The sequence below is a fragment of the Buttiauxella izardii genome, assembly GCF_003601925.1.
In the GTDB taxonomy this organism is placed as follows: domain Bacteria; phylum Pseudomonadota; class Gammaproteobacteria; order Enterobacterales; family Enterobacteriaceae; genus Buttiauxella; species Buttiauxella izardii.
This window is the reverse complement of sequence record NZ_QZWH01000006.1, coordinates 285,763-301,762: the sequence shown is the minus strand read 5'-3', so window position 1 is coordinate 301,762 and position 16,000 is coordinate 285,763. Positions and strand designations below refer to the sequence as shown.

Genomic DNA, 16,000 nt, shown 5'->3' with positions numbered 1-16,000 from the left:
AAGGATTTCTGCGCCCGTTATATGCCGTTTGCGTGTATAATGGGGAAAGTTATGATCATTTTATCAATGAGACAACATCAACTCATTGAATATCAAGTAATTAAGGTGAATTAAACCATGGGATTCAAATGCGGTATCGTCGGCTTGCCGAACGTTGGTAAATCAACCCTGTTCAACGCGCTCACCAAAGCGGGAATCGAAGCAGCAAACTTCCCGTTCTGTACCATTGAGCCGAACACTGGTGTCGTGCCGATGCCGGACCCACGTCTGGACAAACTGGCCGAGATCGTAAAACCACAGCGCATTCTGCCAACCACCATGGAATTCGTTGATATCGCCGGTCTGGTGAAAGGCGCATCCAAAGGTGAAGGCCTGGGCAACCAGTTCCTGACCAACATCCGTGAAACCGAAGCTATCGGCCACGTGGTGCGTTGCTTTGAAAACGACAACATCATTCACGTGAACAACAAAGTTGATCCGGCTGATGATATCGAAGTGATCAACACCGAGCTGGCGCTGTCTGACCTCGACACCTGCGAACGTGCTATTCACCGTGTGCAGAAGAAAGCGAAAGGTGGCGATAAAGACGCTAAAGCTGAATTGGCTGCGCTGGAAAAATGTCTGCCACAGCTTGAAAACGCCGGTATGTTGCGCGCGCTTCCTCTGACCGAAGAAGACAAAGCGGCCATCAAATACCTGAGCTTCCTGACGCTGAAACCAACCATGTACATCGCCAACGTCAACGAAGACGGTTATGAAAATAACCCATACCTCGACAAAGTGCGCGAAATCGCCGCTGCCGAAGGTTCTGTAGTGGTTGCTGTTTGTGCCGCTGTTGAGTCTGACATTGCTGAACTCGACGATGCTGACCGTGACGAATTTATGGCAGAAATGGGCCTGGAAGAACCAGGCCTGAACCGCGTTATCCGCGCGGGTTACGAGCTACTGAACCTGCAAACTTACTTCACCGCTGGCGTGAAAGAAGTTCGCGCATGGACTATCCCGGTTGGCGCTACTGCTCCACAAGCTGCGGGCAAAATCCACACCGACTTCGAGAAAGGCTTTATCCGCGCACAGACCATCGCGTATGAAGATTTCATCACCTACAAAGGTGAGCAAGGTGCGAAAGAAGCCGGCAAGATGCGTGCCGAAGGTAAAGACTACATCGTTAAAGATGGCGATGTGATGAACTTCTTGTTCAACGTCTAATCTCCGCTCTGACGTAAAAAGCCACGCAAATGCGTGGCTTTTTTGTTTTCTAACCTCTGAAATTACTGAACGTCACTCACCGAATTAATTTTCCCGGTAAATCCCGTTTTCGCAATCGCTGCCAATAACTGCTGATTATCAAACCCTTCCGGCACAGTCACTTGCGCCTGATGCGTTTTTAACGACGCTTTGGCTTTAATCACGCCATCGGTACTGCGCAACGCCTGGTTTATCGAGATAACGCACAGCGGGCAGTTCATCTGGCTGATATCAATGATGACCATTTTATCGGCCGCCCAGCTCATCGGCGCCAAAAAAAGTAGCCCGAGACAAATCAATTTCTTCATTCCAGTGCTTCCCAAATCCAGGGCAAAACATACGGATAGCTAATCAGGAACAGTATCAACGGCACTGACAACCAATATAAACACACCAACATGCGACGGCTGACAACGCTGGTGCAGACCGGTTTAGGCGATAAATACAGCCGCCAGAATCCGCGAGCCATCAATCCCAGCGCAATAATCACCATCGGAATTTGTAGCCACGGCAGCGTCGGAATGCCCGTCAGCCCCGCAGCGGAAATCCCGAAAACCAGATACAGCAGCGGCCCGATGCAACACAGTGTCGATGCGCCAGCCGCCACCAGCGCCGCCAGCACCGTGGCAACGCCACCCTTAATGCTGTTCGGTGCTGACATAGTCATAACTAAATGCTGCCGGGTCATAAAAGTTTAACGGGTCGCCATCCACTTCAGCATACGGATAACCGAGATTGTTCACATCACCCTGCTCCGCCGCCGGGGAAAGCGCGAAATCGCGAGCGTGATTAAAGCCCACCCAGTTCATTTCCCAGTTGCCAAACAGATAATCGTTAACCGCTTGCACCGCCGGGTCGCCGTTCTCTTTCTTCTCCGTCAGACGCATTTTGGTCACATCCGCTGGGTCAGCAGGCACCCAACCAAACCCTGCCAGCCAGAACATCGCGCGACAATGTTGCCCGCCGTTGATTTTCGCCACACCCTGCTCGTCCGCGCTGCCAAAGGCTTTCTTCGAGTACTGCCCAAGCTTGCGGCTGGCACCGAGGCGAATGCCGAACATTTCACGCGCCGGAATGCCCACCGCGCGGCACAAGGCAACAAACACCGAGTTAATGTCGGTACATTTGCCACCCAGTTTTCCGGTTTTAAGGATTTCACCGACATCGCCAGTACCGCAACCGATCACGGCGTCGTCACGGTGCATATGCGTGCTCACCCAATCGTGAATCAGGCGCGCCTGCTTAACGGGCGCTTTTTCATCGCCAATGATTTTCAGCGCGGTTTCTTTCACGACGCCATCGACAGGAATATGCGGGGTCGCCAGCAGGAACGGTTTAATTTCATTTGGGATAACCGCATCGTGCTCGGGCAGCGTCCAGTCAGCCAGCTTGTTGTCTTTGAACACTTCCCAGTCGCGGGTTTCAATGGTCATCGAAAGCTGAATTTCCAGCTTACCTTCAGAATCTGGCCAGGTGACAAACAGCATTCTGGCACCGTAGGCGTTGTTCGCGTTAAGTCGTGCTTGTTGGTAATTGCCATTAAAGGAAAGGTCGAGCAATGTCTGAAAAGGCGTGTCTTCCGGCACCGGTATCCACAGATTCACCTTGCCTTTGGAGCCTTCTGGCGCTTTCAGATTATAGGTTTGTGTCACCTCAAAGCGGCGGGAAGTATCAGAAATACTGATGGCTGGAGAATCGACATGTTGAGTTTTTGAAAACGAGGGACGAACCAGGCCGATGGTTGACAGTGCCGCAACACTTTTCAGAAAAAGACGCCTTTCCATTTCACTAACCTTCAATCGCCAGAAAAAGCTGGCGCTTAACCCCGCACCTGCGGAGGTCGGCCGCCATTATGCATTCAACCAGACGCAAAGATAATAGGCTGGATCAAACCGTTTTAGTTTTTGTTGCCTTTTTATACATGTGCAGCGAATTAAATGGGTAAACACCAAATAGCCATAATTATACAATGGTTAATATCGACTATTAACTTCACGTGTTTCCATAACAATTAATTATAGTGAAGCGGCGGTTCGGGCGGCATTATCATAGAGAGCAGAAATGGCACGTAATAATTGTGCGTTCTCGCCAATAGATTTAGCAGATATCCCTGTCTCAACCTGCAGACCAATAAGACATGTTTCGCGAACTTCCCGATATTTAGCACAGAGTTCTTTTCCCTTTTCCGTGGTGGAAAAGTAAAGTTCTTTACCCTGTTTTTCGCTTTTTACATAGCCCGCTTTGACCAATTTCTTTAAGGCGTAAGCCACGATATGGGTGTCTTCAACATTCAGCACAAAGCAGATATCCGCCAATTTTTTTTGCCGGTCGCGGTGATTGATATGATGCAGCAACGAGACATCAAGCGGCCCCATATCCGGCTCTCCGGCGGCTGTCATGCAGCGCACCATCCATTTATTGAACGCATTGCTGGTCATGATTAATGCGTATTCAAGCTCCGATAATTCCGCACATCGCTCAGAAACCAAATGGTGAGAAGAGACAATCGGATCTTTAATGCCGGCGTTATTTGCGATTGTTCCTGCTGCTGAATCGAGTCTTTCTTTTTCTGCGGCCATTGGCTGCCCCTTATTATGTCGTCCATAAAACATAATTGAATCCTAATAAAACACCAATAAATTAATGATAATTTATTTTCATTTTATCGTCGTTTTGCTATATGTTTTTATCTCTTCATGATTCTAAAAAAACACAACACACATAGACAGGGTAAAAATAATGGATAGTGCCACCCTTTTACCGCTCATCGGGATACCCGTTGTAGTTATTGGTTTTGCACTTCGATTCAATCCGCTGATTGTTGTCGTTATTGCAGGATTAACAACTGGGCTTGCAGTTGGAATGGATTTCGGAATGCTACTGGAAACCTTTGGCGAGAAATTTTTTAATAGCCGCTCGCTCGCCACCTTTATTCTGATTCTGCCCGTGATTGGCCTGCTGGAATATTACGGATTGAAGGAACGTGCGCAGGCGTGGATTGCCAAAATCGCCAGTGCTACTTCAGCACGCATCCTGATGATCTATTTTATAGGCCGCGAAGGCACCGCCGCACTGGGATTGATGTCTCTCGGCGGCCACGCACAAACCGTTCGCCCGCTGTTAGCACCGATGGCGGAAGGTGCCGCACTCAATAAGTACGGCGAACTTCCTCAACACATTCGCGATAAAATCAAAGCCCACGCCGCCGCTTGCGACAATATCGCCGTCTTTTTTGGCGAAGATATTTTCATCGCCTTCGGTGCCGTTCTGCTGATTGACGCATTTTTGAAAGAAAACGGTATTGCGAATATTGAGCCGCTGCACATTGGCCTTTGGGCTATTCCGACGGCTATCGCCGCGCTGATAATTCATATGTTCCGCCTCACCCGACTTGATGCGAGTCTCCATCGCGATGTGATGGCCTGGCGTGCTCAGCAAGAACCTGACATGAAAGAGGTGACCAAATGAGCACTTTGCTAACCATCAACCGCGTTTATTACCTGATTGGCATTATCGTCATGATTCTGGTGGTGATGACACTGCGCGATCGCGGCAACCCTAAGCGCTTCACGACGGCTCTGTTCTGGTTCTTATTCGGGGCAATTTTCCTGTTTGGCGACTTAATGGTCGAGAACCTTGGAAAATCGCTGGCGTACCGGATTATGGGCGGCGGCGTGATTGTGATTGCGCTCCTGGCGGGCTGCGGTTTAGTCGGCAAAGGGAAATATCCCATGGCGACGGATGAGCAACGTGAAGCTTCCGCCTTGCGCATCAAAAACTGGTTATTCTTGCCCGCCCTGCTGATTCCCATCATCACTGTCATCTGCACGCTATTTATGAAAAACGTGTCGATTGGCGGCGTTTATCTGCTGGATCAAAAGCAACTCACGCTGGCTTCTCTTTGTGTGGCAAGCGTGGCGGCAATCCTGACGGGATGGTGGATAACCAAAGGCTCGCCGGTGCAGGCCATCGCCCAATCGCGCCGCATTGTTGACACCGTCGGCTGGGCAATTATTTTGCCGCAAATGCTGGCGATGCTCGGCGGCGTGTTTATCGTTGCTAATACTGGCGAGTCGGTGCGCAAAGTGGTGGAGCTATTCGTTAACCCGGAAAACCGCTTCATGCTGGTCGTTATTTATTGCGTGGGCATGGCGGTATTTACCATGATTATGGGTAACGCTTTCGCCGCATTCCCGGTGTTGACGGCGGGCATTGCGGTGCCGTTTCTTATCACCCACCACCACGCCGACCCCGCGCCACTGCTGGCAATCGGCATGTATGCCGGTTACTGCGGCACGTTGATGACGCCGATGGCCGCCAACTTCAACATTGTTCCGGCGGCGTTGCTCGAGCTTAAAGATAAATACCAGGTCATCAAGATTCAGATCCCGAGCGCACTGGCAATCCTGCTGGCGAACGTGTTCTTGATGTACTTCCTGTCATTCCGCTAAAGCACTGAAAAACGATGAATATCGAAGGAGTTTTTATGTCATTAAGCCCAATTCAGGCTGAAGCTTTTGCCAACATGCCGCTGACGTTTTTACGTCAGGAATATCCCAATCACATTATGCATTTGCTCAATGATGATGGTGATGTGTTGCCGCCGCGTGAATTACACCCGATTTTTTATGGCTGTTTTGACTGGCATTCGGCGGTACACGGCTACTGGTTGCTGCTGCGTTGTTTGCGCCGTTACCCGGAACTGCCTTGCCGTGAAGCCATCATCAACCTGTTTGAAGAACACTTTACCGAAGCCAACGTCACCCGCGAACTGGCCTATTTTACGGCACCGTTCCGCGCTTCGTTTGAACGCCCGTATGGCTACGGCTGGCTGCTGGCGCTGGCACAAGAACTAGCGGAATCGACTCTGCCACAGGCAAAACGCTGGTCGACTCTGCTTGAGCCGTTAACGCAGGATATTCGCGCCCGTCTGATAGGTTATCTGGAAAAGCTCACTTATCCGATTCGCGTCGGGACGCATTACAACACCGCTTTCGCACTGGCTTTAGGGCTGGACTACGCCCGTTCACGTCATGATGCAGAGCTTGAAACCGCAATTATTGATGGCGCGAATCGGTTCTATCAAAACGATGTCAATTACCCGGCTCACTATGAACCGGGCGGCGATGAATACGTGTCAGGCGCGCTGTGTGAAGCGCTGCTGATGAGCCAGGTCAGTGCGGATTTCCCGGCCTGGTTTGACCGTTATTTGCCGGAACTGGCGGGTATTAATGCGCTGATGCAACCGGCGGTGGTTAGCGACCGCACCGACCCTAAAATCGCGCATCTTGATGGCCTGAACCTCAGCCGCACGTGGTGTTTTAAGCGCATTGCGGCGGCATTGCCCGCTGAGCACCCTGCTCAACCCGCTTTGCAACAAGCGATAACCCGCCACCTGGAAGCGAGCCTTGATCACGTCGTCGGCAGCCATTACAGCGGCGGCCACTGGTTAGCCAGTTTTGCCATGTTAGCTTTGGAATAACCTTCCCAATCTTCCTCTGTACCGCTTTCCCCGCACGTTCAAGTGCGGGGGAATTCTCGCCCCACCGTAACGCCGCCTTACCTTTCAATTCTGTAATTCATTCACCCCATAAATTTTATGCTGATCACAATTCAGGCGATTTCTCTTTGCGTACGTCTTTGTGTTTCTATAAAAGAAACACAGAAAGATAATAAAACCCCACTCTGTTGCCAAAACAGGCCGTGAGAACAAAAACAAAGAGAACATTGATATGGCAGAACAACCGCTTTCTACGACAAAGGTAAAAAATACCGGGCGCGTCCGATTCCTGGTACTTGGACTGGTTTTCATCAACATCATTATTAACTACATGGACCGCACTAATCTTTCCGTTGCCGCCACGCAGATGGCCGGAGAGTTACAGTTCACGCCGTTACAAATGGGGCTGATTTTTTCAGCCTTCGGCTGGATTTACGCCGCGTTACAAATTCCCGGCGGCTTCATTATCGACCGATTCGGTTCGCGGATTGTTTACGGCGTCGGTTTGTTTATCTGGTCGATGATTACCGCGCTACACGCGATTGCCAACAGCTTTGGTGGCCTGGTCGGTTTACGTCTCGGCGTCGGTGCTTTTGAAGCGCCGGTCATGCCCTCCAATAACCGTGTGATTTCCAGCTGGTTCCCGGAAAACGAACGCGCCAGTGCCATTGGTATTTACTCATCTGCGCAATTTGTTGGCCTGGCCTGTATGACGCCGTTGTTGTTCCATGTGCAGGAACTGTACGGCTGGCGCGGTTTGTTTTTGATTACCGGGATCGTCGGCATGGTGTGGGCGGTGGTGTGGTATTGCCTGTACCGCGAACCGTTAGAACACAAAGGGGTTTCGCAGGCGGAGCTTGATCATATTCGCCAGGGCGGCGCAATTCTGGAAAGCCGACAGGAAGCCGCTAAACGCAAATTTGCCTGGAGCGATCTGGCGCTGATGTTCCGCAGCCGCAAACTGATTGGCATTTACTTTGGTCAGTTCACCATTTCCGCCACCTTCTGGTTCTTCCTGACCTGGTTCCCGACTTATCTGGTGCAGTATCGCCATATGGATTTTATTAAGTCCGGCTATATCGCCTCCGTGCCTTATCTGGCGGCCTTCTTCGGTGTATTGCTGGCGGGATTTGTTTCTGACCGTTTAATCAAACGCGGGGTCAGCGCCAGTTTTGCCCGTAAAGCCCCGGTGATCCTCGGCATGTCGTTAACACTGTTTATCCTCGGTGCCAACTACACCGACAGCCCAACGCTGATCATTCTTTTCATGTCGATTGCGTTCTTTGGCAACGGCCTTGCCACCATTACGTGGGTCTTTGTAACCGCCCTCGCGCCGCGCCATTTAATCGGCCTGGCGGGCGGCGTGTTTAACTTTACCGGCGCGCTGTCATCCATCGTGGTGCCGATTGCGATTGGCGCATTAATTGACGGGCATAACTTTGCCCCGGCGTTGGCATTCATCGCCATTCTGGCCGGGTTGGGGATTTGTTCTTACCTGTTTGTAGTCGGGCGTATCGACCTGGACACGCCACCAGAGGTTAAGCCGCAGGGGTCACGAGTTGCGCGGTAAGTTGATTGAGCTGGGCGAGACGCGGAGCCATCTGGTTTTCATCCGCGTCCCACATTCCGGCAAAAGCGATAGCGGCGTTATGAGCACCCAACGGTTGGGCCATCGAAAGTTCGCCATCATCGTGGCGCCAGACAACATGGCCAGATTCCCGTTGTTGAGCCAGTTTAGGCGCCATTTCCTGCCAGTTTTCAGGGGAGAAGCGCGACTGCAATGCTTCGTCGGTTTCACTGGCAAGCAGTGCCATGCCGATCACCGATTGCCAGGCAGGAAGCGTGTGGAAACCGGCCAGTGCCTGGCTCACCTGGCTTCCAGGCTCGGAGTGGTAAATGTAGATAACCTGGTCTTCCCACAGCACGCCGAGCGCCACCACGATGTCTTTCGGCGCGTGGCGCTCCAGCAAAGGCAACGCCTGGGAAAACAGTGCAGAACCTCGAATCGCCTGCGCTGCCAGCGCATGAATCCCAGGGCCTGGCAAATAGCGACGCTGTTCATCCTGTTGAGTCAGGCCAATCGCCGCCATGGTCATCAACAGGCGATTAACGCGGGTGGCATTAATACCCATCAGGCGCGCCAGTTCCCGGCAACCAATCGCCCGGCCACTGGTCACCAGATACTGCAAGCAACGGATACCGTCGATAAGACTTTGATTCGGTTGTGATGACATAGCGGCTTCACATTAATTTAAGAAACCCGATTTTATCGTCAGTTTTATAGGAAACAAACTTTATGCAAATTTTTCAGCAAACCAACGCCAGGGAATTCCCTTCTCAACAATTAAAAACAGACTTACTGGTCGCCGGTGGCGGTCTTGCCGGGTTATGTGCGGCACTTGCCGCCGCGCGGGATGGCTTGCAGGTGGTGTTGGTGCAAGATAGACCGGTTCTCGGAGGCAACGCTTCAAGCGAAGTTCGCCTGTGGGCCAACGGCGCTACCTCGCATATGGGGAATAATAACCGCTGGTCGCGCGAAGGCGGCATCATGGGTGAAATCATGGAGGAGAACGTTTACCGGAATAAAGAAGGCAATCCGGTGATGTTTGATCTGGTGCTGTTAGACATGGCTCGCAGCGAACCGAACCTGACGCTACTGCTGAATACCGCTTTATACGAAGTTGAAACCGCAGGCACACGCATCACAAGTGCCAAAGGTTTTAACGCGATTAACGAAACCTTTTATGACATTGCCGCCAGCCAATTTTGCGATGCGACAGGCGACGGCGTACTGGGGCATCTGGCGGGGGCTGAATATCGCGTAGGCGCTGAAGACCCGGAAGAGTTTGATGAGAAAATGGCACCGGGCGATAATTTCGGTCACAAACTCGGGCATTCTATTTACTTCTACACCAAAAAAGGCAGCGCCCCGGTTAACTTTATCCCGCCCTCTTTTGCCCTGAAAGATATCGAAGAAATCCCCCGCTATACGCGCCTGACCTCCACGCTGAACGGGTGTGATTTGTGGTGGCTGGAATGGGGAGGCCGTCTTGATACCATTCATGACAGCGAAGAAATTAAGTGGGAACTGTGGAAAATCGTCTGGGGCGTATGGGATTACATTAAAAACTCCGGGCAATTCCCGGACGCTGAAAACATGACCATCGAATGGGTCGGTTCAATCCCCGGCAAACGCGAAAGCCGCCGATTTGTTGGCGACCATATGCTCTGCCAAAAAGATATTATTGCGCAGCGCGACCATTACGACGCGGTGGCCTACGGCGGTTGGTCTATTGATTTGCATCCCGCCGACGGCGTTTACAGTAAACACGACGGCTGCCGCCAGTTCCACAGCAAAGGCACCTACACCATTCCTTACCGCAGTTTGTATAGCCGCTCGCTGGAAAACTTGTTCCTGACGGGACGCCTGATTTCCGCCTCACATGTGGCATTTGGCAGCGCACGGGTGATGTGCACCTGCGGATTATTGGGCGAAGTGGTGGGCCGGGCGGCAGCGTTGTGCCATCAGCAGCAAATCAATGCGCCGCAACTGGCAGAGCAAAACCGCATCGCTTCACTGCAACAGCATCTGCAACAAACTGGCTGTTATATTCCTCGCCAATGGTTGAATGACCCGGCTCGCGGCGCAACGGTAACCACCAGCAGCGAATGGCAATTAACTGAATTATCTGCCAATGGCGTCTGGAATGTGTTGAACGAGCGTATGGCATTGCTTCTGCCGCTGAAAGCGGGCGAAACATTACCAGAACTGAACTTCACCTTGCGGGCCGGTTCACCGCAGCCGCTTAAAATCAGCCTGCTCGGCAGTGAACGCGCCGGTAATTTCACACCTGATATGCCACTGGACGAACGCGAAATATCAGTTTTGGAGCCGGGCGAATATCAAGTGCAATTCGGGTATCAAAGCGTGCGTGATGAATATGTGTTTATCGCTTTCGAGAACAATGAACATATTGAAATCGCGCTGACCGACGCACGGCTTCCAGGGATTATGACGGTGTTTAACAGCCTGAACGCCAGGGTGGCGAAACACACGCGTCAGGTCGCGGATGGCGATTACGGCGTGGATGAATTCGATTTCTGGTTACCGCGCCGCCAGCCCAATCAAATTCTTCCGGCTCTGCGCTTTGCTTCACCGCTGCGTTGTTACGCTCCAGGAAATCTACTTAATGGACGTTTGCGCCCGGAACAGCATACTAATGCGTGGGTGCCTGCCGCTGGCGATAGCCTGCCGACCGTGACGTGGCGTTGGCAACAGCCGCAGACAATACAGGCGCTGACGCTGGTGTTTGATAATGATTTCGACAATGCCATGGAAACGGTGCAGATGGGCCATGCCCTGCCAGTGACACCACATTGCGTCACGCACTATCGCTTGTGGGCCGATGACACGTTGTTGGAAGAAGTGGCTGATAACCGCCATTCCGTTTGTGAACATCGTTTGACGCAGGCTATCCGCGCTGAACAAGTCAAACTGGAAATTGTGAAAACCGCAGGCAGCATCGCCGCCCTTTACTCTCTGAACATCCGCTAAACGTTTGTTAAAAATAAAGCCACCGCAGCGCGATGCGGCGGTGGCTTTGCTTAATGATTACGCCTGGCTCACTTCCGGCGTTAAAAGCTGGCTGCGCGGGGAGTTACGCAGCGTAAAGAATGAAATTAACGTGAAGCAGGCGGTAATCAGACCTAATGTCAGATAAGCCTGGCTAAAGCCCACCGAGTCATACATCGAACCCGCCCAGGTTGAGAGCACAACGCCAGAAAGCTGTTTGGATAAGTTAAAACCAATCAGGAATAGCGTCGCCGACAGGCGAGGATCAAATACCGACGAGATGTATTTGAATGTTCCCACCAGCAGGAATGGCAATTCAAACATGTGCAGCATTTTAAGAATAATGACTTCAACGCCAGTTGTGGCAAACGAGGAGCCAATTATCCGCACAGACATAATCACGCCCGCCACCAGCAAAGCATTTTTTGCCCCGATGCGATTAATAATGAAAGGCGCAAAGAACATAATCGTGGCGTTCAATAACTCACCGCCGGTGGTGACGAAACCAAATATTTCGGTGCCTCTTTGTGGAGAGGAAAAGAAACCTTTAAAGAAGTTGGCAAACTGCTGGTCAAATACGTCATAAATACTGGCGACGCCAATCACGTATAACAAGAATGCCCAGAAACGTGGCATCTTCAGCAATTCAACTACCATATGGAGCGAGAACTCCTGCTTTTTAGCCGCGACGTTATCAGTCAGTTCAGCCTCAGATCGAGGATCGGGCTTCGAGAGCAGTAACAGCACCGCTAACACCAACGCGAATCCAGAGGCAATCCAGAAGGTAATATTTGGGTTGATGCTAAATAAGATGCCGGTCAACGAGGCGCAAATCGCCCAACCCACACAGCCTGATACGCGCACCTGGCCGTATTCAAAACGGTTATTGCGGCTCACGCGTTCAATATAGGCTTCCACCGCACCTGAGCCACCAGAAAAGACGCAGCCCAGATACATCCCGCCCGCCATCGCCCCAAGATAGATATTGAGTTGTAATAGTGGTGATAAGACGTAAATAAAGAACGGAGCAAACAAAACCAACAGCACGACGATAAACCACAGTAGATGTTTACGCAGTCCTAACTTGTCGGAAATTAAGCCAAAAGCAATTTGAAAGATAATGGCGAATAACGAGATCGACGAGAACACCAAGCCCGTTTCGGTTTTGGTGAGATGGTTTACATCTGCAAGCCATACCGGGAAGAACGGAAAATAGGCAGACATAATGAAATAATAGAAAAAGAAGAACAGCATAAAATAGATGAAATTATGTTGTTCCCGACGACTCAGCGCTGACAGTTTCATAGGGTATTTCCACTTTTTATTATTTATGGATTAGGTATGTAAGGGTTGAGATTGAGGGGAGATCCTCCCCTCGGTGGTTCATTTAAGGCTAAAAGTCAGTTGGTATTGCCATTGTGTATCCAGTAACAACCATTTCTTCAGCACGCTCGGCGTCCAGGAATCATCCCCGCCAACCCCCATATGCTGAGCATCGAGCGAAATCCACGCGCCATCTTCTGGCACCATCCTGTGCCAGTGTGAAACGTCCATCAGTTGTTCAATGCCCCAGGGTTGCACAGAGAAATGGAAATTCCCACTAACATGCCAGATTCCCCAGTCCAGTGATTTTGTTCCTCCGCGTAAGCCATTTTCCGTCGGGAAGATATACGGCGTGCTCATCTCGTTTAGCGGTAATGTCCAGCGAGAGAAGCTCGCGCTACTGCGGCGGTCAGGGTAGTTTTCATGCGGGCCAAGCCCTAACCAGCTAATGTCATCGCTCTGCGGTTTGACTTTGAAATTCAGGCCTACGCGCGGGAGCGGCGGCAGCGTTTCAGCACGCTCGCCGGTCACGGTAAGATGCAGTTTCCCCAGGCCGTCAAAGCGCATCTGCCAGCAGCTCACAATCGCAACGCCTTGATGATTGTGATAACGCCATTCACTGACCACCACAATATCGTCGCCAAATTGAGTCGCTTCGCAACGCACACACTCCGTTTCCAGATGATACAACCCGGCGCTTTTCCAGCGCTCCGCCCACGCATTCGGATCAATGCGCGTCACTTCGCTGACGCCAATATCATTGTCGATAGGCGCACGAACAAAGTTGTCACGCAGGGGTTGCATCAACTGCTCATTTCCATCCTTCAGCCAGCTACAAAGCAACCCGCTGGTACGATTGATTTCCCATTGCTGGCCTGCGGCCTGCACGGTAAATCGATTTGCTGATGCGATAAGAACCGGTGGGTTCGCCCCCGTAGCTTTGGCGGCTAAAACCAGCGGTGCCGCGATTGCAAATTGCTGCCACCCCACGCGATGCCCGGCGGCTGACCACGGCGTTTCGTGTGGCTGGAGAACTTCCAGCGTTAGCCAGACATCTTTGGCACCAGCAGGGAGAATCAGGTTTTCGGTCAATGTCAGATCTACGGTTCCTTCAGCTTCGATAAACAGCGTTTCGCGCCCGTTTAGCACCGGCACCCCCGCCGCTTCGATACGCCAGTGCAGCGTTTCGTTATCGGTCTGGCGGAACAAATATTCACTATGGATACGCACGTTGAGCGGCTGCTGGCTCAGTAATTCGAACTGGAAATATTGCTGCGCTTGTTTGGCTTCAAACAGTGCCGGATGCGGTGTGCGGTCAGGGAAAACCAGGCCGTTCATACAGAACTGTCGGTCGTTCGGCGTGTCGCCAAAATCCCCGCCATAAGCCCAGCCCTGGGTGCCATCATCGAAAGTTTTCATGAGAGCCTGATCGGCCCAGTCCCAGATAAACCCGCCCTGCAAACGAGGATATTCGCGGAATGCCTGCCAGTAATCCGCGAAGTTACCGAGGCTGTTGCCCATGGCATGGGAATATTCACACAATATTAACGGGCGCTGTTCGCCAGGCAGGCTTATCCATTTTTTAATCGCCCATTTCGGCACTGCCGGGATGGGCAAATCCGTTTCAACGCGTGAATACATCGGGCAAATAATATCAGTCACCGCCGTATCTCCGCCGCCGCCTTCATATTGCACCGGGCGCGACGGGTCACTTTTCTTCAGCCACTGGTACACCGCATCATGGTTTGCGCCATAGCCAGATTCATTCCCCAAAGACCAGATAATAATGCACGGGTGATTGCGGTTAGTTTGCACCATGCGCGAGACGCGGGCACTAAAGGCAGGTAGCCAACTGGCATCATCAGAAATACGGCTCATCGGCACCATGCCGTGAGTTTCAATGTTCGCCTCATCCACCACATACAAACCGTAGCGATTACAAAGTTGATACCACAAAGCGGTGTTCGGGTAGTGCGAGCAACGGACGGCGTTAAAGTTGTTTTGCTTCATCAGCAAAATGTCCTGCACCATATCCGCCTCGGTCACGACCTGGCCGTGCAGATGATGATGTTCATGGCGGTTCACGCCGCGAATCAACAACGGTTTGCCATTCACCCGCAGCAGCCCGTTTTTGATTTCAACCTTACGGAATCCCACATCACACGCTTCGGCCTGAATTAGCTCGTCGCCCCGCCATACCGCCACCACGGCGCGATAACAATGCGGCGTTTCCGCACTCCACAGCAACGGGCGTTCAACAGGCAAATTCAGATACGCACGCTCAGCATAATTTCCCCGGTCGTCGATCATCGGGGTGCCAGGGGGCTGGCGGATGGTGGCAATTTGCTGGTTTCCCTGCCAGAGCGTAGTTTCCACTTCCAGTTCGGATAAACACGAACTGGGTGCCGCAACCGCGATGTGGATATCAAGCACAGCGTCGCGGTACAAGGCGTCCATCACGGGCGTTATCTGCATATCCGTCAGATGAATTTCTGGCAAATTCATCAGTGAAACGGAACGGAAAATACCGCTCATGCGCCACATATCTTGATCTTCCAGCCAGGTTCCAGCGCTCCAGCGCAGCACCATCACGCAAAGTCGGTTTTCTCCGCTGTGCAAAAACGGTGTCAGATCGAATTCAGCAGGCAAGCGGCTGTCGACCGAATAGCCAACCCATTTTCCGTTACACCACAAATGAAACGCAGAATTGACGCCATCAAAAATAATGCGTGTTTGCCCGCCCGCCAGCCACTCGCCAGCAATATCTACCGTGCGTGAATAACATCCGGTGGCATTTTCTTCCGGAACAAACGGTGGCGTGGTTTCAATGGGATAGCGCACGTTGGTATAAATCGGCGCATCGTCGCCGGTCATTTGCCAGTTCGATGGCACTTTTACCGTGCGTGCATCGGCTAAATCTTGCCGCAACCAATTGGCGTCAACGGCTTGTGGTTTCGCACGCCAGCTAAATTGCCATGCGCCATCCAGCGAGCAAAAATGGGGTGACGGCTGCTCATCTCGCGCTGCACTCGTTTCCCGCCATCCTCGAAACTGAGGATGCGCCGGTAAACGGTTGAGATGCGTTATGCCTTGTTGCTGCCAGTCGCGGCGGTTAAGAATTTCTACAAACTCTGCTTCTGGGCCGAAAGTGCCCGAACTTTGTGTCATGCCGATTCACCTGTCGTCATTAAAATGTTATGCGCAATACAATTATTCACAACTCAATGAGGTAAATTTAGGCAGAGAATCAGCCTAACTGGCAAATGAAGGATTTGTCATTTCAAAGCACGGTCGCAAAAGTGGTGGATTAATCAGCATTTCTGTCGTCACCATGACATATAATGTTAGCGCTATAC

Annotated in this window: 13 protein-coding genes; 6 read left to right on the top strand and 7 right to left on the bottom strand. The window is 51.7% G+C overall.

What is annotated here, in order from left to right; genetic code table 11:
• Window positions 1-117: 117 nt before the first annotated feature.
• Window positions 118-1,209: a redox-regulated ATPase YchF gene (ychF, locus tag D6029_RS04595; RefSeq protein WP_064518423.1), complete on the top strand. Its 1,092-nt coding sequence runs from the start codon at window positions 118-120 to the stop codon at window positions 1,207-1,209.
• Between the two features lie 62 nt (window positions 1,210-1,271).
• Here the strand turns inward: ychF and D6029_RS04590 are convergent, their stop codons facing one another.
• From D6029_RS04590 to D6029_RS04575, 4 genes are all read right to left on the bottom strand, one after another.
• Window positions 1,272-1,556, bottom strand: coding sequence for a heavy-metal-associated domain-containing protein (locus tag D6029_RS04590; protein ID WP_120063627.1), 285 nt, complete (start codon window positions 1,554-1,556; stop codon window positions 1,272-1,274).
• The gene (locus D6029_RS04585; protein ID WP_120063626.1) at window positions 1,553-1,915 is read right to left on the bottom strand and encodes a mercuric transporter MerT family protein; all 363 of its coding nucleotides are present in this window, start codon (window positions 1,913-1,915) and stop codon (window positions 1,553-1,555) included. Before D6029_RS04585 ends, D6029_RS04590 begins: the two co-directional genes overlap by 4 nt.
• Window positions 1,887-3,032, bottom strand: coding sequence for a transglutaminase-like domain-containing protein (locus D6029_RS04580; protein ID WP_120063625.1), 1,146 nt, complete (start codon window positions 3,030-3,032; stop codon window positions 1,887-1,889). Before D6029_RS04580 ends, D6029_RS04585 begins: the two co-directional genes overlap by 29 nt.
• A gap of 231 nt (window positions 3,033-3,263) precedes the next feature.
• The gene (locus tag D6029_RS04575; RefSeq protein ID WP_120063624.1) at window positions 3,264-3,827 is read right to left on the bottom strand and encodes a winged helix DNA-binding protein; all 564 of its coding nucleotides are present in this window, start codon (window positions 3,825-3,827) and stop codon (window positions 3,264-3,266) included.
• Between the two features lie 160 nt (window positions 3,828-3,987).
• Between D6029_RS04575 and D6029_RS04570 the strand changes: the two genes are divergently transcribed.
• The 4 genes from D6029_RS04570 to D6029_RS04555 all read left to right on the top strand — a co-directional run bounded on the left by D6029_RS04570 (window position 3,988) and on the right by D6029_RS04555 (window position 8,318).
• On the top strand, window positions 3,988-4,716 hold the full coding sequence (locus D6029_RS04570) for a DUF969 domain-containing protein (protein ID WP_120063623.1): 729 nt from the start codon (window positions 3,988-3,990) through the stop codon (window positions 4,714-4,716).
• Window positions 4,713-5,699, top strand: a complete 987-nt coding sequence (locus D6029_RS04565) for a DUF979 domain-containing protein (protein ID WP_120063622.1) — start codon at window positions 4,713-4,715, stop codon at window positions 5,697-5,699. The genes D6029_RS04570 and D6029_RS04565 overlap by 4 nt, the downstream gene beginning before the upstream one ends.
• A 35-nt stretch (window positions 5,700-5,734) precedes the next feature.
• Window positions 5,735-6,730 carry a DUF2891 domain-containing protein gene (locus D6029_RS04560; protein WP_120063621.1) on the top strand — a complete coding sequence of 332 codons (996 nt, stop codon included), beginning with the start codon at window positions 5,735-5,737 and terminating at the stop codon, window positions 6,728-6,730.
• A gap of 250 nt (window positions 6,731-6,980) precedes the next feature.
• Window positions 6,981-8,318, top strand: a complete 1,338-nt coding sequence (locus D6029_RS04555; protein ID WP_120063620.1) for an MFS transporter — start codon at window positions 6,981-6,983, stop codon at window positions 8,316-8,318.
• On the opposite strand, the gene D6029_RS04550 is transcribed toward D6029_RS04555, so the two are convergent.
• A complete protein-coding gene (locus D6029_RS04550; RefSeq protein WP_120063619.1) occupies window positions 8,287-8,982 on the bottom strand; it encodes an IclR family transcriptional regulator in 696 nt (231 codons plus the stop codon). The genes D6029_RS04555 and D6029_RS04550 overlap by 32 nt on opposite strands.
• A 62-nt stretch (window positions 8,983-9,044) precedes the next feature.
• Between D6029_RS04550 and D6029_RS04545 the strand changes: the two genes are divergently transcribed.
• Entirely contained in the window at window positions 9,045-11,303 is a 2,259-nt protein-coding gene (locus tag D6029_RS04545; protein WP_120063618.1) for an FAD-dependent oxidoreductase, read from the top strand.
• A 57-nt stretch (window positions 11,304-11,360) separates the two neighbouring features.
• Here the strand turns inward: D6029_RS04545 and D6029_RS04540 are convergent, their stop codons facing one another.
• Window positions 11,361-12,626 (bottom strand): MFS transporter, encoded by a 1,266-nt coding sequence (locus D6029_RS04540; protein ID WP_120063617.1) that lies wholly within the window; start codon window positions 12,624-12,626, stop codon window positions 11,361-11,363.
• 78 nt (window positions 12,627-12,704) lie between these two features.
• Window positions 12,705-15,812: a beta-galactosidase gene (locus D6029_RS04535; protein ID WP_120063616.1), complete on the bottom strand. Its 3,108-nt coding sequence runs from the start codon at window positions 15,810-15,812 to the stop codon at window positions 12,705-12,707.
• Window positions 15,813-16,000: the final 188 nt, after the last annotated feature.